The organism is Nitrososphaera sp. (genome assembly GCF_013388945.1).
Classification (GTDB): Archaea; Thermoproteota; Nitrososphaeria; order Nitrososphaerales; family Nitrososphaeraceae; genus Nitrososphaera.
Window position 1 is genome coordinate 40,405 of sequence record NZ_JACAEH010000001.1, and the last position, 22,737, is coordinate 63,141.

The window sequence follows — 22,737 nt, forward strand, 5'->3', positions numbered from 1 at the left end:
GACCATGATTTAAATACGGTGAAACCAAATTTTTGACAAATGGTCACGGTTGATCAGGTCCTGAGTTCTCTGAAAAAAGTGGTGGACCCGGAGCTCAACAAGGACATCGTTTCCATGGGAATGATTAAAGATCTTTCGATAAACAGCGGCAGGGTGGCTTTCACGCTTGAATTGACGACGCCGGCGTGCCCCTTTAACAGCGACATCGAGCGCGACGTCCGCGCGGCTATTGCGTCGCTTGGAGTCAAGGACCTATCACTGAAAGTGACAGCGCGCGTCATGGAAGGCAGGGCGCTCAGCCTCGACGAGCTTTTGCCGGGCGTAAAGAACATCGTGGCCGTCGCTTCCGGCAAGGGTGGGGTCGGCAAGACCACGGTCTCGGTCAACCTTGCACTCTCGCTTGCAAAGACCGGCGCAAAGGTGGGACTGCTTGACGCCGACATTTATGGCCCGAGCGTGCCTCTGATGCTTGGACTGAAGGCGCAGCCCGAAGTCGTGAACAACAAGATCCAGCCGCCCGAAGTCGCCGGAGTGAAAGTAATCTCGATGGGCTTTTTCTACGAGCAGTCGCAGCAGGCAGGCATCTACCGCGGGCCCATAGTTTCAGGCATTGTCAAGCAGTTTTTGACAGACGTCAACTGGGGCGAGCTCGACTATCTCATAATCGACCTGCCGCCGGGAACAGGCGACGCGCCGCTCACGATAGCGCAGACCATACCCATCACCGGCATCCTCATAGTCACGACGCCGCAGGACGTTGCCATGAACGTGGCAGTCAAGGCGATTGGCATGTTCAACAAGCTCAATGTCCCGATAATCGGCGTGGTCGAGAACATGTCTTTCCTCCAGTGCCCGCACTGCAACGAGCAGATCTATTTGTTCGGCAAGGGCGGCGGCAAAAAGATAAGCGAGGACTTCAAGATCCCGTTCATAGGCGAAATTCCATTGCACCAGCAGATAAGGGCCGGAAGCGACACGGGCAAGCCGACGGTTCTATCAGAGCCAGAGTCGTTCCAGGCGCAGTCCTTTGACAAGGCAGCCAAGGTAATAGCAGGCAGGATAAGCATAATAGCTGCAGAGATGCGCGCCCAGGAAGAGGCCGAGGCAAAGGCGTCGCAAGAGTCTGCCAAGCCGTCAGCTTAATAGCCAGATTCTTGCACTAAGCGCATGCCCCTCTCGCCGGAGGACGAAAAGGCGCTCAAAAGGCCGTTTGGGACTCTTTTGCCAGACGCGCAGGTGACAAGGCAAAAGGTTTCTTCCATTGTAAAGGGCGCCAAGAAGGTGATAACAGTCGGCGACGCGACGACAGAGCGCCTTACCGGCTTTGGCATCATTCCAGATGTCGCGGTCATCGACGGCAGGGAAAGGAGGGCTGCGCGCGCTGCGCCTGATTATCCGGCAAAGGAAATGCGCTGCACGAACCCTGCCGGCGTCATATCAAAAGGCGCAGTCGACCTGCTAAAGGACGCGCTTGTCGAAAAAAAGCCTGTGCGCGTTCTTGTCGACGGGGAAGAGGACATGCTTGCGCTCCCGCTTTTCGTGATGGCGCCACTTGGCTCCGTCGTGCTGTACGGCCAGCCGCTTGAGGGCCTCGTCGTAGTCGAGATAACCGCTGCCAAAAGAAAGCAGGCTAAAGACTTAATGGACAGGATTGGAATGCAAGACTAGCGGGGTATGATGATGTGGTGGCTGGATGATCCCGTGATTGAATATACCACTTTCTGACCCCAAAATCAGCTGTCGCAACCGCAGCCGTCACTACTCATATCGTAGGTGCCGATGTTGAACTTTTTGGCGCACGCGTCGCACACGCTCTTGCCGTAGTCTATCTTGGCGTTGCAGAACGTGCAGACCATGTCTGTTACCGGCTTCACAATGACCGGACAGCATGAATGATTTTTAAGTTTTGTGCCCTTTCCCTCGGTGCACTGCAATGCAGAGAATTCCTACTCGTTATAACGCATGATGCTTATTTTTCTGCGTGGAACCGGCACACCTGCCTCGAGACACTAGATCTGAAAAGCAGTACGGCAGGTGGTCGGGCCGGTTTACATGGGCGGCGATAATCCAGGGCGCCGCCGTTGCCATTCTCACCGCGCTTTTGGCGGCGTTTACCGCAGGCACCATCTACCCATTCAAGATGGTCGAGATGATGCTTGCAACACCTGCAATAGGTTTTAGTGAAGTGACGGCGCTTGCCGGCCTCGGCCTGTACCTCGTAGTGGGTGTCATCGGAACAGGTCTGAGCGCGCAGTTTTACCATCACTTTGAGTCAAGGGCAGGCAGGCCGTACAGGGGAGTCGTGACAAACGCTCTTGCGTGGTCTCATTTGGTTCTGATGAATGTCGGTGTTGCAGCTGCAAGCCTTTTGATGATATACGCCGGCTTTATCGGCGACTTTGCCGTGACGCCAGTGGAACTTGGAGGCTATGGAATGACGATAGAGCAGGTCTCGCAACAGATTCTGAATCCCCTCGTCGTGCCGGTGGCAGCCATGCTTTTGGTGACAGTCGCAGGCGCAATAGCCGGCGGCACAGGCTTTGTCGTGAACTATTTCAAAAGATAGCGCTCACATCGGAGCGATAAGGATCTTTGGGCGATTGGGCGTGTTGTGGTGGCAACGCTTGCCGCAGATGGGGCAGTTCTTCCTGTCCAAGAATATGCACTGGCAGATGTGCACCTTCATGTAGCTCTCGGCTGCTTTCGTGCTCTCGCCGGTGCCGTTGCAGAACGGGCACTGTGAGTCCGTAAGCTCGATAACGCCCTTGCCGGCGCAAACCGGGCAGTGCTCTGCCTGCATCATACCCGCTACAGAGAATCAGGAGATATTTAATCATATACTATTATTCCGGTCAGTTCAACTTTACCTGTTGCTTGCCGACGACCTTGTGCGCGTGGCAAAAGGCGAGGTGCTCGCCGACGACTGGAGCAGGCGCGTCTATTCAGTCGACGCAAGCCACTATGAAGTAGAGCCTGCAGCTGTCGTGTGTCCCAAAGACGCAAACGATGTGCAGGAAATAATGCGCTACGCTTTTGCAAAAAAGCTGCCCGTGACTGGGCGGGGCGCGGGGACCGGGCTTCTTGGGCAGTCGCTCTCAAGGGGCCTGGTGCTTGACTTTACAAAGCACATGAACAGGATACTTGAGACAGGCGACGACTATGTTGTGGTACAGCCCGGCATAGTCAAGGCCGTGCTTGACAAGGAGCTGAAAAAGAGGAACAAGTTCCTGCCGCCGGACCCTGCAAGCAGCAGCTACTGCACAATAGGCGGGATGATCGCCGACAATTCAAGCGGCGTGCACTGCCTTGGCTACGGCAACACGATAGACTTTGTCGACGCAGTCGATCTTGTGTATGCAGACGGCAGCGCCGGGCATGCGAGCGCGGCAGGCTGCGACGGCAGGATGGCTTCTCTGAAAAGCCTGCTTGCCAAGCATTCAGACCTTGTCAGAAACGGCTACCCAAAGGTGAGCAAGAACTCGTGCGGCTACAGGCTCGATGCAGTCATGCGCGATAGATTCCAGCTGCACAAAGTGCTTGCAGCCTCGGAAGGCACGCTTGCGCTCGTCACGTCGGCCCGGTTCAAGATACTCGACCTGCCGGAGCGCCGGTGCCTTCTCGTGCTCGGCTTTGAGGACGTGATAGGTGCCGTCAGGGCTGCGCCGGCGATACTGCAGTTTTCGCCTGTAGCCCTGGAGCTTTTGGACCACACGGTGTTTTTGCACAGCAAAAGCGCCGAGAAGGGCAGCCTGCTTTACGTGGAGTTTGCCGGCGCAAAAGCGCAGGAGCAGCTGGAGCAGTGCAGGCAGAAAATGCAGGGAATTGCCAAGGCTGCAGAATATGCGTCAGACGAGCAGAGCCTTGCAAAAATATGGTCTGCGCGCAAGGGCGCACTGAACAGCATCATGAAGATGACGGTTGGAAGCCGAAGGCCGATAGGGCTGGTAGAAGACACCGTGGTGCACCCGTCGATGCTTGCAGAGCACACCGAAAGCATACTTGCAGCCTACCGGAACCACGGCCTGCAGTACGTGCTGTACGGCCACGTCGGCGACGGCAACCTGCACACCCGGCCGATTGTCGACGTCTCGTCTGAATCTGAGATGATAGAAAAACTTGCACGCAGGATATTCTCAGAGACAATCAGAAAGGGCGGGACCATAACAGGCGAGCATGGCGACGGGCTTGCGCGCGTAGGGTATATCAAGATGATGTACGGCAAAAAGCTGACCGCGCTTTTCAGGCAGGTAAAGGAGCTGTTCGACCCTGGCTATCTCTTGAACCCTGGCAAGAAGGTGCCAATCATTTAAGAGCAGGCTGCATGGCTAGACTTGCATGGCCGGCTGGAAGTGTCGCCCAAAAGAGTTCAAGCGGCTGTGGAACTATTCTGTCGGCTTTTACGGGGTCTGGGTGGCCCATGTCGGGCGCAGGACAGGGCTGATAGAGGCAATCGCAAATCGCGCTGTTGAAAGCGACAAACTTGCCGAGCAGAAAAGCCTCGACCAGAAGGCAGTCAGGGCCTGGTGCTCTGCGGCAGAGGCACTTGGCTTTCTGAAGCGCCGGGGCAAAAAGGTCTACCTGCCTGCGCGCATGAAGGAAATACTGCTTGAGAAAAAGAGCCCGCTTTACCTCGGCGGCCAGTTCTCTTATCTTGCGCTGCGAAGCCTCGACTATGGTTCATTAGAAGACCTCGTAAGGACCGGCAAGACCAGCGAAATGGCGTCGTCCTTTGACGCGATAGTGGAGGCGACAGACTGGGACCACCACGCGTTCATGTCTGCGGCAAAGCGCGGCAGGCTACATAAGATGTTATCCATCGGCTGCAGGGTGCTCGACGTCGGCTGCGGCACAGGCACATTCATAGAGAAACTCTTGCAGGAATATCCGCGCTCGTCGTTTGTGGGAGTCGAGCCGTCTGAAGCCGCGCACAGGGCGATGGAGATGGCTGCTGGAAAATCGGTAGAGATCTTTAGGCAGACAGGCGAGCAGATGGCCTTTGAAAGCGAGTTTGACCTCGTCTATCTCGGCGAGTCGCTCTATGCCGCGTCAGACAAGCCGGCGATAGCATCAAACTGCTTCCGGGCGCTGAAAAAGGGCGGCGTGGTTGCGATAGTGGAAGGCCTACTGCCTGAAAAAGTGGACGACGAAAGCCGGCTGATAATGGGCATGCAGCTTGACTTTGCGCTACAGGGATTTTCCTTCATGACAAAAAAGGAAATATCGTCGCTCCTGAAAGGAGCCGGCTTTGCCCGGGTCGCGTTCACCGACTTTGGCGGGTCGCTCTACCTCGTGACTGCAGAGAAGCCCTAGTCGGTCCCGAACATGCCGAGCATGTCAAAGCCCTCTTCAAGCTCGGTCTTTATCTCTGCTATCGAGATGAGGTGGCCGTCAGGGTCCTCTATGATTGCGTGCTTGCCAAACGACTCTTCCTTTGGCTTTTTGAAGAACTTGACCTTCTTGGCCTTCAGTTCCTTCACGGTTGCGTCCATGTCGGTCACCATGAATCCTACAAGCATGCCTGCGCCCGAGCCCACCATGCTCTTTTTCTTTGCCGGGTGGAGCGCGACCACAGTGCCGTCCTTGAAGAATTCGGTCCAGTCCTTGGACTTGCGCTTGAGCGGCAGTCCCAGCGTGTCCTTGTAGAACTTTATGGACTTGTCCATGTTCGAGACGAGGAGTATCACCGCGCCGACTTTTCTGAATGCCACCTATTTCACACCTAGCCGAGGTTTTGCAGAGGTAAATTAAGAACTTATCTGTTTGCCGCCGTCGCCACGAGGACCTGCCACGGGAACGTTATCGAGCCGTTGTCGGCGTATTTCCTGGATCTTTCCTCGGATTCCATTCTTATCTCCTCGACTACCTGCGCGCCCCTTGCCTCTATCTTGGACCTTATGGAAGCTGCAGTTGTAGACATGTAGTCCGACCAGTACTGCGCAAACGAGCCGGCCTGGTAATCAAAGATGAAATTTCGGACTGCAACTTCTGAAAAGCCGGCCGCCGAAATGACATTCTCTAGATCCTCTTTTCTGCCAAACCTGTGCACGTTTGGCGTTCCAGCCGGCCTTATGTCCGGTATGCGCTTGAGCACCGGCTCCATTATCGTGCTAAAATAAGGGACGCCTTCTGCAGGGCCGTGTACCGCCACGGCAAGCCTGCCTCCGCGCTTTAGCAGTGCTCTTAGTGCAACAAGCACCTTTTCAGGCTCTGGAAAGAACATGAGGGCGTACTGGCACAGGACGACGTCAAACCTCGCCCTCAGGCCGATGTGCTCGGCGTCCATCTCGGCAAAGTTGCAGGCCGGGTTTTCAGACCTTGCTATTGCAAGCGGGCCCCTGGCAAAATCTATGCCTACGAGCAACCCCGAAGGGCCCACAAACTGCGACGCCTCTTTTGCAACCGCGCCCGTGCCGCATGCAAGGTCAAGCACATAGTCGTCGCGCCTGATGTTTGCAGCTTTGACTAATTCTTTTGTCGACCTGAAAGGGCCCCTGCCAGCGCTGGCCCAGCCGGCGTGGTATGTGGGCGCGACAGTATTCCAGTTGTCGCGAAAAGTCTGCTTGAACTTGACAGGGTCGTAGGACAGGCCACAAAAAGTTTTAATTCCTTCCTAATTAACCATCGCGCATTGAAAGAGTTCCGCGTCCTTGTGACGTGCAACGTCTGCGGCGAGACGTTTGACTCTGACTACAAGCTCATGAAGCACGTGAGCAAGAGCCACACGCCTGATGTGAAACCGCAGTGGGCCGAGGGCGAGCACAACTGCAGCTGCGGAAATCATCTACATGAGCACTAGCGGCAACGGAATACCTTTCTGCTTCCGTCCCTGAATATGCGCGTGTAGCCGTCGATGCTTTTCTTGTTCTTTCTGTTTTCGTCGCTCCCAAGGCTCTGCCAGTCGGGGTTGCGCTCCAAAAACCTGTACGTCCTGGCAGAGTCGTCGACAAGGTAGACTGCCCTGTCTATCTTTAGCCGCCTGACCACGCCAGCTTATGCGTCCTGAGCGTAAAAAGCGTGCCTGTCGCAAAAATTCTTAAGGCCATCTCGCACTTGCACGTACCAGGTGCTGCCCGACAAGCTGTTTTTCATCTACGTCGCCAGAAACGAGGAATGGCAGCGCCTGCAGGCAGAGGACTGGGAGTACGTCTCTGCGATGGCCCGCTTTTACCACTGGTGGGCAAAGAGGTTCTTTGGAATAGATATACCCGTTGAAGCAGACATTTTGCCGATAGTACCTGGCAAGCTCTTTGACAGGATGTCGCTTGCCTACCTGCTGCGCGACCACGAAGACAGGGGCAAATACACGTACCACTTTTACCTCGCCTACTTCAAGCCGTTTTTCACGGACTGCAACACCGAGGGGTACACGACAGAGAACTTTGGCATGATTTTCTGGCGCCGGCCAAAAGAGCCGGAGGCAGAGCCCAAGCGCTTTGCCTACTTTGCGCAGGAAAACTGCCCTAAGGTCTCGCACGTGCTTGCGCACGAGCTCTTGCGGCTGAACGGGAAAAAGCGCGACGTCTACGTCACCAAGGTGCACAAGCTCTGGACTCAGCACGTGGAAAAGGGGAGGCCGTTTTTGCACTTTGACAGCCAGTTCAAGCGCACGGGGAGCGAGTCATTTAAGTTTGCGACGCTTGACGCGTCAGAGCTTGTCTGAGGCAAAGAATATCTGTCGCTTGTGCGCACGCGCTATGTTTGCCATCAGGGTTTCTTGTCAAGGCCGGCGCCATAGTGTCAACTGCAGGAGTCGCCATGCTGGTCGTTTTTGTGATAGTATTGCTTGCCTTCCCGGTGGTCAAAGAGTGTGAGGGCGACAGCTGCAACTTTCAGTCGACAGCGCCCGACCAGTTGAAGTCGATAATAAACCCGGGCTTTCTTGCGTCGTCGCTTCTTGTGATAGCTGCAGGCATTGTCATGATCCGCTACAGCCGCTGGCGCGAGTCAAAGGCAGTCTCCTAGCGCGCCGGCTAAATACAGGAAACGGCTAGCGGCGGCATGGTACGATTCAGCCGGGCCGAAGTCGACTTCCTTACCAAGAACGAGGCGTGCAGGGTGGCGACCTGCCACGACGACATACCGCACGTCGTTCCAGTGTCGTACGTGTTTGAAGATGGCGCCTTTTACTTTGCCGCCGACCTTGAGACGCGCAAGCTCGAAAACATCAAGGCAAACAACCGCGTCGCGCTCACCGTCGACATCTATAGTTCCAAAGGCAACAGGGCAGTCTGCGTGCAGGGGAAGGCGGAGCTGATAGAGCGCGGGAGCGAATTTGCCCGGCTCTACAAGATATTTGAGAAAAAGTTTGCATGGGTCAGGGCGGACCCGTGGAAGGAAGGCGAGGCGCCATTTGTGCGCGTCACCCCGACTACCAAGGTCAGCTGGGGAATATGACAGGGCTGAAAAGAAAGCTCGACGACGCGGCCGGCAAGGTCTGCGAGGCGCTGATCCCGATAAAGCACGAGCTGTTCAGGGGCAGGGGCAAGGAGGTGGCGATATGCACGCTTGGCAGCATCGACCTGCTAGAGGAGATATCGCGCTCTGAACTGATGGAAAAAGTGGCGCTGGCCGGCAGGCTGCTTTCAGAGAACAAGGGGATTGACGCCATTGTTGCTTATGCCGTCAGCCATCCAGACCTCCGGCGCATTGTATTGTGCGGCAAGGAGGTCAAGGGGCACTATGCGGGCCAGGCTCTTATTGCACTGCACAAAAACGGCGTCGACAGGGACAACAGGATAATTGGCGCAAAAGGCCCCTATCCGACGCTTGAATCGCCAAAGGAGCAGATAGCGTCATTCAGAAAGCAGGTAGAAATAGACGACCTCGTCGGCGTGACTGACCTTGAGAGGATATCCGCGCTAGTAGCCTGAGTTCTGCCTGTCACGGTTCACCTTGTTCTTCTTGCGGTACTCGTCAAGTATGTCTGCCGGCGTCATGCCAAGCTCGATTGATGCCTGCACGACAAAATGCCAGATGTCGATAAGTTCTTCCCTTGCAGAGGCGCTGTCAAAGCCGGCAGGCTTTTTCCACCACTTCCAGTTCGTAAGGCGCTGCAGCTCGACTGCTTCGTGGATTATCGCTGTCGAAAGTGCGGATACCCTGCCTTCCGCGTCTTTCGGGTAGCGCGACTGGTCCATCATGGCTGCAAGCTCTTTTTGCATCGAAAATATCGTTTCAAGGGTGTCCATCTATGCCTTCTGCCTGCCAAGTCGTAAAAAAATGTTGGCCGGTTCTGCTTGCGTCGAACATCATGAGAGAGTGCGAAAGCTTTAAGGCATCTGAGTTGGATAGGGGTTGCATGGCTTCCGGGAGGCAACCTGTTACCTCAACTCCCGAGACAGACAACCAGTCTGCCTCGCTTGGCAACATTCTTTCTTCATCTCTTGACATGTTCAGGATAGAGGATGCACAGACGCGCAAAAAGGCAGTCGAGTTTCTGGGCAACGTGTCGCTGGCAACGGTCAACGCGTACGGCAAGTGGCTGACTGCCATCAAGGCAGTGGCAGACGCCTGCACGGTCACTGGCTACACGTTCTCGCAGTCGGACCTGTGCGACTTTTTGACGGTGGCCGCAAAGGGCATGGACTCGAAAAGGGCGGGCACAAAGGCAGTAAACGACGCGACTTTCCACATCTACATGGACGTCATGGAAAACTACCAGAAAGCCGACGAGAAGCTGAAACTTCATTTCCCGAGAATAATAGTCGACGTGATATCGATACTTGACAAGGGCGTGGACACGCGGGGCGAGGCAGTAGGCGTGTACGGAATCGAGCGCTACTACCAGGAGCGCAAGGCAAGCGCGCCGGCAGAAGACCCGGCGGCTAGCTACGTCGCACGGCCCGTTCAGGAGATAAAACAACGCCCGGGGCAGCCTCAGGCTCCAATAACGTTCAGCGAGGAGCTCATCGAGAACCTGTCGCAGATAACAGGCAGGCAGCCAAAGGACCTCGAGCTGTCGCTTGCAAACCTGCAGGCAGCAGACGTGAAAAAGATAACCGACCTTTCGGTAAACTACAAGCGCCTGCAAAAGTACAGCAAGCTGACAAAGCCGGAGGCGCTCAAAAAGGAGGTCGAAAAGGACCTCGGGCGCAAGCTGTCAGACAACCAGCTGCAGCATGCAGTGAATTCCATCAGAAAAGCCAAGGTCTACATCGAAAACGTGCTGGACGGCAAGTTCGTGCCGCACGGGACACACGGCATCAACCACGTCAAGCACAACCTGGAGTACGGCTACCAGCTGATGGGGCTCATAGAGCCTAGAAAGAGAAGGCAGAGTTGAGCACCGTCAGCCTGCCACTGCTTTCCTGAATGCACTGACAAACAGCAACATAAGTTGGTTTCCACAATAGTTATCCGACTGGTGTGGTCTCTTGTTACTGTTGGTTGCTATTGGCGTTGAAGGACTCAAGGAAAAATACAGAATCAACGAGCCGATAGAGTTCTCCATAATTATCAAAGGCATTTTGCGCGGCAATGGACTGCAGCGTGTAAAAATAACAAACGAAATGGACGCGAAAAACAAGATCTATGACATAGCCTTTATGACGCCACTGCCGATGGAGTCGCCAAAATATACCGAACAGGTCCTGCATTTCCCACTGGATAAAGATCGGCAGGCACCTATTCATGCTGAAGAACCGGGAATCTACAAGCTGACAATATCCGTTAACACAGATGGTCTTGACAGGCCGCATGAAATAGACAGAAAGTTCTTGGTTGAATGACAGTCAACAAAATTAGTTAGATAGGGTCGTCCCCCTATCGGAAGGGTCGGCAAATCCGCCCTAGAGATATCGGGGGGTCCCTACCTATTTAGCGTCGTTCTTCCGGTCGTATCCTCTACTAAGGCTAAATAATTTAAGTCTTTTTATCATAGAATTGCAAAACTGTATTACTATTCGAGGCGTTTTGTGATTTACATCAAATACTGTGATGTTTGTGATAATTCTTGCGCTGCCACTTCGACAGTCGACTTAACCCCAGACCCTTTCCTTGAAAGTCCACTTTTTGTTGAGCAAAAAGTTGCTTATCGAAGCCGTGGCAACTGCCAGTATCAGCGCAAGCGGGTAGCTCTGCCCCTGACTCTCCACCAGATAGTAGACCATGCCAAGCTGTACGAGCGCACCAAACGCCGAGAACCCTGCAAACATGCCGTACTGGACAAGGGTCCTCTTTGCGGAAAAGTCGCGGTCTTCAAACGTCCACAGCTTGTTCAGTATAAAGTTGGAAGTGATTGAAAGCGCAATGCCTGCGATAGTTGCGTGCAGGTACCAGATCGCCGGGAACAGCGCCGTGAGCACAAAGGAGACAAGATAGTTCACAAGCAGCCCGCTTGCGCCGACGGTGTAGAACCTGCCTGCCTTTGAGAGGAACCGCACAGACCTGCGCTTTTCTTCAGGCGCCGACCTGCCGTACCGGTACAGCCGCCACACCGCCCTGACATAGTCTATCATGGTCGACGTGTCAAGCTTGCTTGAACCCAGCCGGCGATTTGTGAAGGTATATGGAATCTCTTTTATCCTGGCGCCCTTTGCCTTGACAAGTATCTCGAGCAGCATCTTGTAGCCAATGGCGTCAAACTTGATACCTTCAATTATCTGGCGCCTGAACGCGAAAAAGCCTGACATCGGGTCCTTGACGGTGATGCCAAGGCTGTACTGCGCGATTTTGGTGGCGCCCTTGCTCATAAGCTTGCGCTTGAACGGCCACCCCGACACGCCGCCGCCCTTGATGTACCTCGACGCGACTACGATGTCGCATTTTGAATGAGCAAGCTCCTCAAGCATCCTTGGGATGGTCTGGGGCGGGTGGGACATGTCGCTGTCCATGACCACCACGACGTCGCCGCAGGCAGACTCTACGCCTGCCAAAATTGCAGAGCTGAGGCCCATCTTGCCCGGCCTGTTGATTACCTCGATGTGCAGGCGCTTTTTCATCCCCTGACCCAGCCGGTTCGCATAGTCTGCAACCACGCTGCCGGTCCCGTCAGGCGAGCTGTCGTCGACCACGATTATCTCTGCCTTTGTGCCCTCTGGAATCGAGTCGGAAATAGAGTCTATCACCCTTGTGATGTTCTGCGACTCGTTGTAGGTGGGCAGGACTATTGACAATGGAATCCTGGAAGGCTTTAGAAGCTCTTCCTGCCTGGGGGTTTCCAACAAGTTTGTCTGGCATCCTGCAATATAAAACGGTTAGTCCATGTCATGGATTCCGCTTCTAGAAATCAAGAACTGGGCTGAATCCCTTGGCGGCTGGACAAGGGTCGCCCTGTACGACGACTTGGCTGCGTTTTCCACTGCAAATTTCAGCCTCATGTGTGCCTGTATCGAGACGGTGGCGGCGAGGTATTCGCGCTCTATGCTCTTCCCGTTTTCCTGCGGAACCGCCCTTACCATGTTGGTTGCCACGACAGCGCACGGCGCGTTTATGGCAAGGAGCGCAAGCTCGTGCATGTGGCTCATGACCGCAAGGTGCCTCGACGGGCCCGAATACTCTGCTGAAAAAAGCGACGTGAGCGAGTCGACGACTACGAGCGCGGCGTCATCAATTCTGTCAAGCGCGGCTATCTGGTCGCGCGTGCCAAGCGCCCTTGTAACCGTGATGTAGTCCAAAATGTCTGTATTTCCGGCAATCTCGGATATTCTTTCCGGCCGAAAAGTGCCGGCGGTGTCTATGAAAAACACGCGCTTTTGTTCCCGGGCGCAGTTTGCGCACAGAGTGAAGCACAGCTGCGACTTGCCAGAGCCGGCCGGCCCGTACACGTCGGTGAGCATCCCGGTCCTGACGCCTCCGCCAAGCAGCGCGTCGAGCGCCTTCGAGCCGGTCGATATGTGCACGGCAGTATCTTGTCATACCTCTTTTTATGATTTGAGCGGCAAAGGAACCTTTTTATTCGTGGTACTAACCACGAATTCCAAAGTGAATAACTAGAGTGTCGTCGCCGCCTTCGCAGCAATCAAAACGCCCGCTTTCAATTCTCCAGCGCTCGATAAACCGCAAGGTAGCGGTCAGGCTGAAGAGCGAGATAGAGTACAAGGGCAAGATGAACAATGTCGATTCTTACATGAACCTCATACTGACGGACGCGGAGGAGTTCAACGGCAACGACGTGATGGCAAACTACGGCAAGGTCGTCATCCGCGGCAACAACGTGCTTTTCATCAAGCTGGAAAAAGACATCTGAACGGGTGACTTGGGACAAATGGTCAAACGCTGGCTGTTTACCTCTGAATCTGTAACCGAGGGCCACCCGGACAAGATCTGCGACCAGATCTCCGATTCCATTCTAGACGAGTTTCTCAGGCAGGACCCTGACTCGCGCGTTGCAGCAGAGTCGATGACTACGACCGGCATCGTGTTTGTTGCAGGCGAGGTCACCTCAAAGGGCCACATTGACATCCAGAAACTCGTGCGCGACACAATCCGCGAGATAGGCTACGACGATCCCAAGCTCGGTTTTGACTGCGACTCGTGCTCTGTGCTAGCAGCGCTCCACGAGCAGAGCCCAGACATCTCTATGGGCGTGACTGCTACCGAGAACAAGGAGCAGGGCGCAGGCGACCAGGGGCTGATGTTTGGCTACGCTACAAACGAGACGCCGCAGCTGATGCCGCTTCCGATAACCATGGCCCACCATCTCTCGATGAAGCTGGCAAGCGCAAGAAAGAAAAAGGAGCTTGGCTGGCTCCGTCCGGACGGCAAGTCGCAGGTGTCAGTTGTGTACGAGGACGGCGTGCCAAAGCGCATCGCGACAGTCGTGATATCGACGCAGCACTCGCCTGACATACGCATGGACCAGCTGCGAGAGGAAGTGGTAAACAAGATAATCAAGCCTGTCTGCGGCGAGTGGATAGACGACAAGACCAAGTTCCTCGTAAACCCGACCGGCAGGTTCGTGATAGGCGGGCCGCCAGGCGACACGGGCCTGACGGGCAGGAAGATAATCGCCGACACGTACGGCGGCATGGGCCGGCACGGCGGCGGCGCGTTCTCTGGCAAGGACCCTTCAAAGGTGGACCGCTCGGCGTGCTACATGGCCCGCTACGTCGCCAAGAACATCGTGGCCGCAGGACTTGCGGACAAGTGCGAGGTACAGGTCGCTTACGCAATAGGCGTGGCAGAGCCGGTCTCCATCATGGTCGACACGTTTGGCACCGGCAAGCAGGACGAGGAGGCGATAGAGGCCAAGGTGCGCAAGGTCTTTGACATGAAGCCTGCAGGCATCATAAAGACGCTTGACCTCAAGCGCCCGATATACAAGCAGACTGCCGCATACGGCCACTTTGGCAGGGACGGGCCGGGCTTTACGTGGGAAAAGACGGACAAGGTCTCTCAGCTAAAGTAGCTGCAACATAAAATAATACGCAGGTTCTACCATCACCGTTTGCTCAAAGGCAGAGTTGCGGTTGTAACCGGCGCTACGCGCGGGATAGGCTTTGCGACAGCTAAAGAGCTTGCGGCAAGGGGCGCCACAGTCATCGTGTGCTCGAGGGACCTTGCAAGCGCGCAAAAGGCCGCAAGGCGCATCGGCAAAAAGGCACAGGCCGCCGGCCTTGACATTTCAAGCGCAAAGAGCGTGTCAGGCTTTGTGAAAAAAATTGTGGCAGCACACGGCCGGATTGACATCCTTGTCAACAACGCCGGCTACCCGTTTGACCCGAAAATATGGTACAAGCACATGCACAGGGTTTCTGACGGCGAGCTTGACGCCGTGCTTGAAGTTGACCTGAAGGGGACGTTTCGGATGACAAAAGCAGTCCTGCCTGTCATGGCAAAAAAGAAGGGCGGGGTAATAGTCAGCATCTCGTCGACGCCTGCCATTGCAGGCTACGACCAGGGGGCTCCGTACTCGCTTGCAAAGGCAGGCATAGTCGCAATGACAAAGCACGTGGCGCTTGAGTACGGCAGGCACAACGTCCGGGCATACTCGCTTGCGCTCGGCAACATCGCAACCGACGCGACTTTCAACTCCATGTCCGCAAAGGCGCAAAAAGCAGCGGCGCAGGAAAGCGCGGTGAAGAGGTGGGGCAGGCCGGAGGAAGTCGCCAGGATAATAGCGGCGCTTGCCGGCGACGACTTTTCATTTGCCACTGGCAACACGATAGTGGTTGACGGAGGCACGGTGTTTCTCTGATGTCAGACGACGACCTGTCGCTTGCAGAGCAGGAACAGGAGCTTCCCGCAGAAGTCGAAGAAAAAAAGAGGAAGGGACAGCTCCGGACAGGCTACACCACCGGCACGACTGCGACGGCGGCCACAAAGGCCGCGCTTTTGGCGCTTTTAGGCAAAGAGGTGAGAGAGGTTCAAGTCTCGCTTCCAAAAGGAAAGACGGCCACGCTAAAGGTCGCGTGGACCCAGTCTGAAAACGGCAGGGCGACATCCGCTGCTGTAAAGGACGGGGGAGACGACCCGGACGTGACGCACGGGGCGGAGATCTGCTCAACCGTGTCGTTCAATGACAAGGCCGGCGCGGTAAACATCGACGGCGGGCAGGGCGTCGGCAGGGTCACCAAGCCCGGGCTCGGGCTTGAAGTAGGCAGGGCCGCGATAAACCCGACACCGATGGCGATGCTCAAGCAGGCAGTCGAGCAGGTGGCAGGCGAGCAGATAAAGGCCCGGGGCGTCGACGTCGTCATTTCCGTGCCAAAGGGGGAGGAGCTTGCCAAAAAGACGGACAACCCGCGCCTTGGGATTATGGGTGGAATATCCATCCTCGGCACGACAGGAATAGTGCTCCCATACTCTACAGCCTCGTTTGCCGCGGCCATAAGGCAGAGCCTCGACGTCGCAATAGCCGCCGGCGCGGACAGCGCAATCCTCACGACTGGGGGCCGGAGCGAGGACTTTGCAAAGGCGATGTTTGACCTGCCCGAGCACTGCTTTGTGCAGATGGGCGACTTTGCAGGTTACTCAGTTAGGCAGGCGGCTGCAAAAAAGATGCGCAGGGTGGTGATGGCCGGATTTATTGGCAAACTAACCAAGATGGCTATGGGCGTGAAGCAGACCCACGTCAGGGGCTCGCACGTAGACATGGAGTTCATGGCCGGCCTTGCAGAATCGTGCGGCGCAAACCAGAAAGTGCTTGCAGAGATACGGCAGGCAAACACGGCGCGCCACGTTGGCGAGATAATAACCAAAAACAACATCAAGGGCTTTTACGACCTGCTGTGCAGAAAGGTCCACGAACAGATGAGCGAATATTCCGGGGGCAGGCTGGATATAGAGGTCATCATGTTCGACTTTGACGGCAGGGTGCTTGCAAGATACACCCAAGCAAGACATTAATGCCCTGATTTGTGTAACAGCCGGCGTTGGCCCGCACAGCCATCGTGGCAATCACAAAACACGGCATCGATATTGCGCGCAAGATAAAGGCGAGGATGCCTGAGGTCGAGATATACGTCCCTGCAAAGCACAGCGACGGCGGAACCGACATCAATTGGTTTTCAGACCAGAGCACGCAGCTTGTGGGCAGCCTTTTCAAGACGCACGACGCGCTTGTCTGCATATTTTCGCTTGGCGCCGTCATAAGGATGGTCGCGCCGCACCTTGTCGACAAAAAGAGCGACCCTGCAGTGGTAGTCATTGACGACAGGGCAAACCACGTCATAAGCGCCCTGTCGGGCCACCTTGGCGGCGCAAACGCGCTTGCCCGGCTTTTAGCCAGCATCCTTGGCGCAGCGCCAGTGATAACGACTGCTGCCGACGTGAACGAGACCATAGCAGTCGACCTTGTCGGCAGGGAGTACGGCTGGACAATCGAGAACTTTGAAAACGTCACAAGGACGAGCGCCCTCATGGTGAACGAGGAAAGGATAGCGGTCTATCAGGACGCCGGCGAGAAGGGCTGGTGGCACGAGCCGCTTCCAAAAAACGTCGAGATGGTAGGCAGCCTTGAAAAGGTCCTGTCGCCAGAGTTCAAGGCCGGCCTTGTGATAACCGACAGGGTGGTGCCGGCCGACGTGGCCGCAAAGTCGGTAGTATACAGGCCAAAGACGCTTGTCGTGGGCATCGGGCTCCACTTTGACACAGACAGCAATACGATAGAGTCCGGCGTTACAGACGTGTTTGCGCAAAACGGCCTTGCGCTTTTCAGCATACGCAACGTCGCAAGCGTCAACAGGGGTGCAAGGGTGAAGGGGCTCGACGAGTTTGCGCAAAAACACGGACTTGCAGTCGAGATATTTGAAAAGGCCGAGCTTGCAAAAGTCGAGGTGCCAAACCCCTCTGCGGCGGTGCAAAAGTTCGAGGGGACGGCAAGCGTCTCTGAGGCCGCCTCGCTTCTCAGCTCAAATGGCGAGCTTGTGGTGCAGAAGGTCAAGTTCCCACCAAACCTGACAGTCGCAGTCTGCAGGGTAAAGAGTTAAGGATATTTTATCCCCTCAGCCTCTGCTTGCTGTTGTTGAAGCGCGCGCTTTTGATAGTGGACAGGGGAAGCCGCGAGCCGGAAGTCAGGCAGGAGCTTGAAGAGATATGCGCGCTGGCAAAGCGCAGGGCAGGCTACGACCATGCAAGTTTTTGCTTTTTAGAAGTGCTGCCGCCGTTCATAGGAGAGGGGATAAAGTCGTGCGTCGACGCGGGGGCCGACGTGATAACTGTCATGCCCTATTTCCTGTATCCGGGGATGAAGCTCAAAGACACGGTCAAGCAGAGCGCCCGGATTGGCAAAGACCGGCAATTGCGCTTGGCAATAACGCGCCCTCTCAGCTACCACCCCATGATGCCGTCGCTTGTGGCAGACAGGATATCCGAACTGAAAAAGGAAAAAGGGATTGCGCTTTCAGACGGCGAGTGCGACGTGCTACTGATCGGCCACGGCAGCAGCGACCCGAACGCGCACGATGCCTTTGTGCACACTGCAGACGCCATAAGGCCGCGTTACCGGAACGTGCACCACTGCTTTTTAGAGCTTGACAGCCCGAACATCGAGCAGGGCGTGGCTCAGGCAGTCGCCAAAAACCCGCGCGTGCTCTTGATGATGCCATATTTCCTGCACAAGGGCGCGCACATCAAGCGCGACGTCGTAAACGACGTGGACGCGGCACTTGAAAAGGCCCACTTCAAAAACGCGCACATGGCCCGCCACCTCGGAGTCGACGACAGGCTGGTCAACCTCATAGTCGAGAGGGCAAAGGAAGTCGAGAACCGTTTTCTGGACGGAACCTTCGGGACCGCGGCCAAAAGGAGCATGACAGAGCGCACGTTTGACATCGAAAAGAGGAGCTTTGAGATAATCGACGCAGAAGTCGGCCCTCACAACTATGATGCCATGCAGTGGCCCGTCGTGCGCAGGGTGATACACGCAACTGCAGACTTTGACTTTGCCGGCAAGGGCAGGATGCTCTTTGACAGGCGCGCAATAGATTCCGCGTTTTCCGCGATAAAGAATTGTTGCACGATTGTGACTGACGTGGACATGGTGGCAGCGGCCATCAACAAAAAGTCGCTTGCCGACCTAGGCTTAAAGACTGCCTGCTATATTTCAGACGCAAAGGTGGCAGAAGAGGCAAGGAGGCTTGGCAAGACGCGCTCTGAGATGGCAATGAGGCATGCGGCAAAAGAAATCGACGGCGGAATAGTGGCGATAGGCAACGCGCCGACAGCGCTCTTTGAAGTCATTAGCATGGTAAAAGAAGGCGCAGCCCGACCCGCGCTTGTCGTGGGCCTTCCCGTTGGCTTTGTGTCCGCGTCCGAGTCAAAGGAGGAGCTTGCAAGGACCGACGTTCCATTCATCACAAACGTCGGCAGAAAGGGCGGAAGCCCCGCCGCGTCGTCGGCGATAAACGCAATCCTTCTGCTGTACCAGAGTCAGCGCCGCGCGTAACCTGCGCAAGAGTCCACGAGCCTCTGCGCAAGCCTGCCTGATGCAAAGTGCAGGTGCATGTACGCCGCAAGGCCGCTGTCGCCTATGCAAAAGCCGTCCCTGCCGTCTGCGACGCCCTTGCCTCTGGTGAGGGAATACGCAAACCTGCTGTCGCCGGCGATGTTCTCTATTGCAGAGTAGTGGAACTCGTGCCCTCTCAGGCGTGCGCTGCCGAATATGGGGCCATCGCTTTGAGCCTCGGTGTAGTTGAGCGTGAGCCTTGACGTCATGACCGTGTCGGCGTCGATAAGGCCTGCCATCTTTCTTGCGCGCTTTTCCCCCTTGTAGCCTGATATTGACCGGGTAAGGTACATCAGCCCGCCACACTCGCCGTAGATTGGCATGCCTTCGCCTGCAGCCTTTGCAACTGCCTTTATCATTTCGCGGTTTTTTTCAAGCCTGTCTGCCAACACTTCTGGAAACCCTCCGCCAAGGATTATGCCGTCTATTCCTGCGGGCAATTTCTTGTCGCTGACAGGGCTGAAAAAGACGAGCTCTGCGCCGCTTCTCCTGAGCGCGTCCAGGTTGTCTGCATAGTAAAAGTTGAACGACTCGTCAAGTGCCACCGCTATCCTGGCGCGCTTTGGAATCTGCTTTTGGGGCGTTGCTTTTGCAAGCGGGTTTTTTCCACACAGGCCGAGAAGCCTGTCAATGTCTATCTGGTCTTGAACGTATTTTGCGGCACCGATTATCTCTTTGCGCCTCTTTTGCGCTAGCTCTTGCGCCGGCACAAGGCCCAAGTGGCGCTCCTCCATCGCTGCCCGCTGGCCGCGCCTGATTATTCCAAGCACCGGCAGCCTGACTTTCTCTGCCAGCGCGTCTGCGACATAGCCGGCGTGCCTGTCGCCTGCAACGTTGTTTACAATGATGCCTGCTAACTTCAACCGCCTGTCAAAGTGAACAAAGCCAAGCGCCACTGCCGCAACGGACCTTGCGGCCTTTGCTGCGTCGACCACAAGTATCACCGGCGCGCCGAGCAGCCTGGCGACATGCGCCGTGCTTGCAAAGTCGTCCTTGCCGGACATGCCGTCAAAGAGACCCATCACGCCCTCGACCACCGCAATGTCGGCGCCTTTACACGCGTTCTGGAAAGACTCGACGACGGCGCGCTCGCCCATGAGCCAGGGGTCGAGGTTGCGGGACTGCCTGCCAGTGACAAGCGTATGATAAGAGGGGTCGATAAAGTCTGGCCCGACCTTGAACGGCTGGACCTTCAGCCCGCGCCCTTTCAGGGCGTGCATCACGGCTATTGCCACGGTGGTCTTGCCCACCCCGCTTGTAGCCCCTGCGATGACCAGTCTTGGCACCGGCACGGGCCGGTGTTGCGCTGCGATTTGCTATTAACTTAGCGTCTCGGGGAACTTTTTGTTGCACGAGGTGCAATAGACCGAGTCGCCTGTCATCAGAGCGTCGCATGCTGGACACATCTTCCAGACGTTGGTCTCTTCAACGATGCCCTGGCCGCATTCGGGACAGAATTTGGAGCCTACGGGGACGGTCATGTAGTTGCAGTAGCGACACGAAAGGTGGTCCTTTGGCTTTTGCGGGATCTCGACCTGGGGCTCTGGCTTGGCTAGAATCTCGGGTACCGGAGCAGGCGCCGGCCTCTCTTCAAAGATCTCTATCTCCTTGGCGACGCTCGAAGGCCCGTGGAAGTTTATCTCGGGCTTCATCGTCAGCATCAGCTCCTCCTTCATTATCTGGAACTCCTGCTCGGTAAGCAGGCCCTTCTCGCACATGTCTGCAAGCTTTTCCAGCCTCACAAGCACGCTGCTCTGGCGCTCGCCTGAAGCCTGCGCCTTCTGCTGCGCACGGAGGCTGACAAGCTCTCCCCTCATGCCCTTCTGGATGAGCATGCTCACCTGCAGGGCGACCCTCTTGTCGACTGCAGGAAGCTGTATCTTTTGCGGCGAAAACCGCGGCTTCAGGTAAATCTCCGTCGTGAACACGCCGCGCTTTAGCATGACTGTAGAGATGTCCTCATAGCCTATGTCGATGATGTTGGCCTTCAGGCCGAACCACTTGGGGTCCTTGAAGAGCACCCTGTTGTTTGTTATGTAGACCTTGTTCGGGGCAGAAAGCGTCCCGCCCGGCGCCACCTTTGACTGTGAAGCGACAAGTATTATCTCTTCTTCTGGCATCAGCATCTCGGCTACCTCCGGGTCCACCCTTTCAAGCATCATTTGAAGCGAAAAAACCGCTCTTTGCATTAAAGTCGTGTGTAGCTAGATTCTCTATGATTTTGCTAGACTTGTCGTAGATTGCTTTTTATTCTCACGCAGGCTAGCATTGCCGGTGCCGCAGGACAGGGGACTTGTCATAGTCTACACGGGCAAGGGCAAGGGCAAGACGACGGCAGCGCTCGGCATCGTGCTTCGAGCTGTCGGCCACGGCTACAAGGTGGGCATGATCCAGTTCATCAAAGGCGAGTGGTACTACGGCGAGCTGACAAGCTCAAAGAGGCTCGAGCCCGAGTTTGAGATGATAGCCGCCGGCAAGGGCTTTGTCGGGATTATAGACGACGACCACCCGATTGAAGATCACCAGGATGCTGCAAAGCAGGCGCTTTCCATTGCGCGGGAAAAACTTGCGTCGGGCGCCTACGACGTGCTGATACTTGACGAGATAAACTATGCGGTCAAGCTGAACCTGCTTTCTGAGCAGGACGTGCTTGACCTGATAAAGTCGAGGCCGCAAAAGACAACTATTGTTCTGACTGGAAATTATGCGCCGGAAAGCGTGCTGCAGGTGGCCGACCTGATAACAGAGATGAGAGAGGTAAAGCACCCCTACCAGTCCGGCATCAAGGCAAAGAAAGGCATCGACTTTTAGGGCAACCTTAAAGTATGGTGTGCTCGCGGTCTTGTCCTGCGCATGTCAGCCGAGCTCCAGCGCCTGCCCGAGGAAGGCGAGATAGTGATTGCCACCGTCAGGGAGGTGACCGGCCACGGCGCGTACGTGGTCCTGGACGAGTACAACAGCATGACCGGCTTTCTGCACATTTCAGAAATTGCAACAGGCTGGATACGCAACATCGAGCGCTACGTGAGACCAAAGCAAAAGGCAGTGCTCAAGGTAATCCGCGTCAACAAGGCAAGGGGCGAGGTGGACTGTTCGCTAAAGCAGGTTTCAGGCGAGGAGCGCAAGTCCAAGCTGATAGAGGTCAAGAAGAACGAGAAGGCCCAGGCCTTCATGGACTTTATCAAGGCGCGCCTGAAGATGACAGACGCGCAGGTGTCAGAGCTTGAAGAAAAGATACTTGCAAAATACGATTACGTTTACGACGTCTTTGAAGAAGTGGCCCGCAAGGGCGCCGACGTGCTGGACAAGTTTGAGCTTTCAGAAGACCTGAAAAAGGCGATGGAGGAGGAGAGCAGCAAGATACAGGTGCCCCACGTCGAGGTGAGGGGCGTCATGGAGATATCGTCAAGAAAGCCAGACGGCATAGAAGTAATCAAGTCGGCGCTTGCAGGCGTCGAGAGCAGCAAGGGGAGCACCAAGACGCAGGTCACGTACATAGGCGCGCCGCGCTACAGGATAATAGTCACCGCCGAGAACTTTAAAGTCGCCGAAAAGTCGATGAACACCGCTGTCGAAAAGATACACGCGGCCATAGAGAAGGCGCACGGCACGTTCAGCTTTGCGCGCGAAGAGTCCAAGAAAACGCACCAGGGTTAGGCATGAAGCACCTCATTCGCAAGTGCACTGCCTGCGGCGCCTACACGCTCAAGCAAGAATGCCCAAAGTGCGGCAAGCCGACGCAGGACCCGCACCCGCCCAAGTACTCGCCTGACGACAAGTACGTCAGGTACCGCGTGGCCGAGCGCTACGAAAGCGACAAGGATTATAAGTAAAACTGCCACGCTCTTCGG

31 protein-coding genes are annotated in these 22,737 nt (G+C 55.8%); 21 read left to right on the forward strand and 10 right to left on the reverse strand.

The features are described from left to right. Positions 1-39 precede the first annotated feature (39 nt). Together HXY31_RS00250 and HXY31_RS00255 are read left to right on the forward strand one after the other, a co-directional pair. Positions 40-1,143 (forward strand): Mrp/NBP35 family ATP-binding protein, encoded by a 1,104-nt coding sequence (locus HXY31_RS00250; protein ID WP_292638253.1) that lies wholly within the window; start codon positions 40-42, stop codon positions 1,141-1,143. 24 nt (positions 1,144-1,167) lie between these two features. Then, a complete protein-coding gene (locus HXY31_RS00255) occupies positions 1,168-1,668 on the forward strand; it encodes a GTP-dependent dephospho-CoA kinase family protein (protein WP_292638255.1) in 501 nt (166 codons plus the stop codon). Between the two features lie 65 nt (positions 1,669-1,733). Here the strand turns inward: HXY31_RS00255 and HXY31_RS00260 are convergent, their stop codons facing one another. Continuing rightward, positions 1,734-1,874, reverse strand: coding sequence for a hypothetical protein (locus HXY31_RS00260; RefSeq protein ID WP_292638257.1), 141 nt, complete (start codon positions 1,872-1,874; stop codon positions 1,734-1,736). 107 nt (positions 1,875-1,981) lie between these two features. Between HXY31_RS00260 and HXY31_RS00265 the strand changes: the two genes are divergently transcribed. Next, positions 1,982-2,566 carry a hypothetical protein gene (locus HXY31_RS00265; protein WP_292638260.1) on the forward strand — a complete coding sequence of 195 codons (585 nt, stop codon included), beginning with the start codon at positions 1,982-1,984 and terminating at the stop codon, positions 2,564-2,566. A 3-nt stretch (positions 2,567-2,569) separates the two neighbouring features. Here HXY31_RS00265 and HXY31_RS00270 read toward each other — a convergent pair whose 3' ends face one another. After that, complete coding sequence (locus tag HXY31_RS00270; protein WP_292638262.1) at positions 2,570-2,803, reverse strand: hypothetical protein; 234 nt, start codon at positions 2,801-2,803, stop codon at positions 2,570-2,572. Between the two features lie 67 nt (positions 2,804-2,870). On the opposite strand from HXY31_RS00270, the gene HXY31_RS00275 reads away from it, so the two are divergent. Continuing rightward, positions 2,871-4,310, forward strand: coding sequence for an FAD-binding oxidoreductase (locus tag HXY31_RS00275; protein WP_292638265.1), 1,440 nt, complete (start codon positions 2,871-2,873; stop codon positions 4,308-4,310). Positions 4,311-4,335: 25 nt separating this feature from the next. Beyond that, positions 4,336-5,310, forward strand: coding sequence for a class I SAM-dependent methyltransferase (locus HXY31_RS00280; protein ID WP_292638267.1), 975 nt, complete (start codon positions 4,336-4,338; stop codon positions 5,308-5,310). On the opposite strand, the gene HXY31_RS00285 is transcribed toward HXY31_RS00280, so the two are convergent. Together HXY31_RS00285 and HXY31_RS00290 are read right to left on the reverse strand one after the other, a co-directional pair. Next, the gene (locus HXY31_RS00285; protein WP_292638270.1) at positions 5,307-5,708 is read right to left on the reverse strand and encodes a VOC family protein; all 402 of its coding nucleotides are present in this window, start codon (positions 5,706-5,708) and stop codon (positions 5,307-5,309) included. The two genes, HXY31_RS00280 and HXY31_RS00285, sit on opposite strands and share 4 nt — an antisense overlap. A 44-nt stretch (positions 5,709-5,752) precedes the next feature. Further along, positions 5,753-6,604, reverse strand: a complete 852-nt coding sequence (locus tag HXY31_RS00290) for a methyltransferase domain-containing protein (RefSeq protein ID WP_366933049.1) — start codon at positions 6,602-6,604, stop codon at positions 5,753-5,755. 24 nt (positions 6,605-6,628) lie between these two features. On the opposite strand from HXY31_RS00290, the gene HXY31_RS00295 reads away from it, so the two are divergent. Next, on the forward strand, positions 6,629-6,796 hold the full coding sequence (locus HXY31_RS00295) for a hypothetical protein (protein ID WP_292638273.1): 168 nt from the start codon (positions 6,629-6,631) through the stop codon (positions 6,794-6,796). Here HXY31_RS00295 and HXY31_RS00300 read toward each other — a convergent pair. Further along, positions 6,793-6,984 (reverse strand): hypothetical protein, encoded by a 192-nt coding sequence (locus HXY31_RS00300; RefSeq protein WP_292638275.1) that lies wholly within the window; start codon positions 6,982-6,984, stop codon positions 6,793-6,795. The genes HXY31_RS00295 and HXY31_RS00300 overlap by 4 nt on opposite strands. Before the next feature lie 79 nt (positions 6,985-7,063). Here HXY31_RS00300 and HXY31_RS00305 point away from each other — a divergent pair, with 79 nt between their 5' ends. The 4 genes from HXY31_RS00305 to HXY31_RS00320 are packed head-to-tail and all read left to right on the forward strand — an operon-like array spanning position 7,064 to position 8,870. Next, positions 7,064-7,660 carry a hypothetical protein gene (locus HXY31_RS00305; protein ID WP_292638278.1) on the forward strand — a complete coding sequence of 199 codons (597 nt, stop codon included), beginning with the start codon at positions 7,064-7,066 and terminating at the stop codon, positions 7,658-7,660. Between the two features lie 38 nt (positions 7,661-7,698). Continuing rightward, on the forward strand, positions 7,699-7,962 hold the full coding sequence (locus HXY31_RS00310; protein WP_292638280.1) for a hypothetical protein: 264 nt from the start codon (positions 7,699-7,701) through the stop codon (positions 7,960-7,962). Between the two features lie 36 nt (positions 7,963-7,998). Next, on the forward strand, positions 7,999-8,394 hold the full coding sequence (locus HXY31_RS00315) for a pyridoxamine 5'-phosphate oxidase family protein (protein ID WP_292638281.1): 396 nt from the start codon (positions 7,999-8,001) through the stop codon (positions 8,392-8,394). Further along, complete coding sequence (locus HXY31_RS00320) at positions 8,391-8,870, forward strand: hypothetical protein (protein ID WP_292638282.1); 480 nt, start codon at positions 8,391-8,393, stop codon at positions 8,868-8,870. The genes HXY31_RS00315 and HXY31_RS00320 overlap by 4 nt, the downstream gene beginning before the upstream one ends. On the opposite strand, the gene HXY31_RS00325 is transcribed toward HXY31_RS00320, so the two are convergent. Next, entirely contained in the window at positions 8,859-9,188 is a 330-nt protein-coding gene (locus tag HXY31_RS00325) for a dUTPase (RefSeq protein ID WP_292638284.1), read from the reverse strand. The two genes, HXY31_RS00320 and HXY31_RS00325, sit on opposite strands and share 12 nt — an antisense overlap. A 110-nt stretch (positions 9,189-9,298) precedes the next feature. Between HXY31_RS00325 and HXY31_RS00330 the strand changes: the two genes are divergently transcribed. Both HXY31_RS00330 and HXY31_RS00335 read left to right on the forward strand, forming a co-directional pair. After that, positions 9,299-10,282: a hypothetical protein gene (locus HXY31_RS00330; RefSeq protein ID WP_292638286.1), complete on the forward strand. Its 984-nt coding sequence runs from the start codon at positions 9,299-9,301 to the stop codon at positions 10,280-10,282. 100 nt (positions 10,283-10,382) lie between these two features. Beyond that, positions 10,383-10,727 carry a hypothetical protein gene (locus HXY31_RS00335; RefSeq protein ID WP_292638288.1) on the forward strand — a complete coding sequence of 115 codons (345 nt, stop codon included), beginning with the start codon at positions 10,383-10,385 and terminating at the stop codon, positions 10,725-10,727. A gap of 249 nt (positions 10,728-10,976) precedes the next feature. Here the strand turns inward: HXY31_RS00335 and HXY31_RS00340 are convergent, their stop codons facing one another. Both HXY31_RS00340 and HXY31_RS00345 read right to left on the reverse strand, forming a co-directional pair. Further along, positions 10,977-12,161, reverse strand: coding sequence for a glycosyltransferase family 2 protein (locus tag HXY31_RS00340; protein ID WP_292638290.1), 1,185 nt, complete (start codon positions 12,159-12,161; stop codon positions 10,977-10,979). Between the two features lie 33 nt (positions 12,162-12,194). Beyond that, entirely contained in the window at positions 12,195-12,839 is a 645-nt protein-coding gene (locus tag HXY31_RS00345; protein WP_292638293.1) for an AAA family ATPase, read from the reverse strand. A gap of 95 nt (positions 12,840-12,934) precedes the next feature. Between HXY31_RS00345 and HXY31_RS00350 the strand changes: the two genes are divergently transcribed. From HXY31_RS00350 to HXY31_RS00375, 6 genes are read left to right on the forward strand one after another with little or no spacing between them, the layout of a single operon-like run. Next, positions 12,935-13,186 (forward strand): LSM domain-containing protein, encoded by a 252-nt coding sequence (locus HXY31_RS00350; RefSeq protein WP_292638295.1) that lies wholly within the window; start codon positions 12,935-12,937, stop codon positions 13,184-13,186. 18 nt (positions 13,187-13,204) lie between these two features. Beyond that, positions 13,205-14,347 carry a methionine adenosyltransferase gene (metK, locus tag HXY31_RS00355; protein ID WP_292638297.1) on the forward strand — a complete coding sequence of 381 codons (1,143 nt, stop codon included), beginning with the start codon at positions 13,205-13,207 and terminating at the stop codon, positions 14,345-14,347. A 39-nt stretch (positions 14,348-14,386) separates the two neighbouring features. Next, the gene (locus HXY31_RS00360; RefSeq protein WP_292638299.1) at positions 14,387-15,136 is read left to right on the forward strand and encodes an SDR family oxidoreductase; all 750 of its coding nucleotides are present in this window, start codon (positions 14,387-14,389) and stop codon (positions 15,134-15,136) included. Next, positions 15,136-16,287, forward strand: a complete 1,152-nt coding sequence (locus tag HXY31_RS00365; protein WP_292638301.1) for a cobalt-precorrin-5B (C(1))-methyltransferase — start codon at positions 15,136-15,138, stop codon at positions 16,285-16,287. The genes HXY31_RS00360 and HXY31_RS00365 overlap by 1 nt, the downstream gene beginning before the upstream one ends. Before the next feature lie 26 nt (positions 16,288-16,313). Beyond that, positions 16,314-17,369 carry a cobalamin biosynthesis protein gene (locus HXY31_RS00370; RefSeq protein ID WP_292638304.1) on the forward strand — a complete coding sequence of 352 codons (1,056 nt, stop codon included), beginning with the start codon at positions 16,314-16,316 and terminating at the stop codon, positions 17,367-17,369. A gap of 32 nt (positions 17,370-17,401) precedes the next feature. After that, positions 17,402-18,826, forward strand: coding sequence for a precorrin-8X methylmutase (locus tag HXY31_RS00375; protein ID WP_292638306.1), 1,425 nt, complete (start codon positions 17,402-17,404; stop codon positions 18,824-18,826). Here the strand turns inward: HXY31_RS00375 and HXY31_RS00380 are convergent. Continuing rightward, positions 18,811-20,178, reverse strand: coding sequence for a cobyrinate a,c-diamide synthase (locus HXY31_RS00380; protein ID WP_292638308.1), 1,368 nt, complete (start codon positions 20,176-20,178; stop codon positions 18,811-18,813). The two genes, HXY31_RS00375 and HXY31_RS00380, sit on opposite strands and share 16 nt — an antisense overlap. Before the next feature lie 27 nt (positions 20,179-20,205). Beyond that, entirely contained in the window at positions 20,206-21,048 is an 843-nt protein-coding gene (locus tag HXY31_RS00385; RefSeq protein WP_292638310.1) for a PH domain-containing protein, read from the reverse strand. Between the two features lie 106 nt (positions 21,049-21,154). On the opposite strand from HXY31_RS00385, the gene cobO reads away from it, so the two are divergent. The 3 genes from cobO to HXY31_RS00400 are packed head-to-tail and all read left to right on the forward strand — an operon-like array spanning position 21,155 to position 22,719. Then, positions 21,155-21,697, forward strand: a complete 543-nt coding sequence (cobO, locus tag HXY31_RS00390; RefSeq protein WP_342816950.1) for a cob(I)yrinic acid a,c-diamide adenosyltransferase — start codon at positions 21,155-21,157, stop codon at positions 21,695-21,697. Between the two features lie 42 nt (positions 21,698-21,739). Next, positions 21,740-22,543: a translation initiation factor IF-2 subunit alpha gene (locus HXY31_RS00395; RefSeq protein WP_292638314.1), complete on the forward strand. Its 804-nt coding sequence runs from the start codon at positions 21,740-21,742 to the stop codon at positions 22,541-22,543. Between the two features lie 2 nt (positions 22,544-22,545). Next, entirely contained in the window at positions 22,546-22,719 is a 174-nt protein-coding gene (locus HXY31_RS00400) for an RNA-protein complex protein Nop10 (RefSeq protein WP_292638316.1), read from the forward strand. Positions 22,720-22,737: the final 18 nt, after the last annotated feature.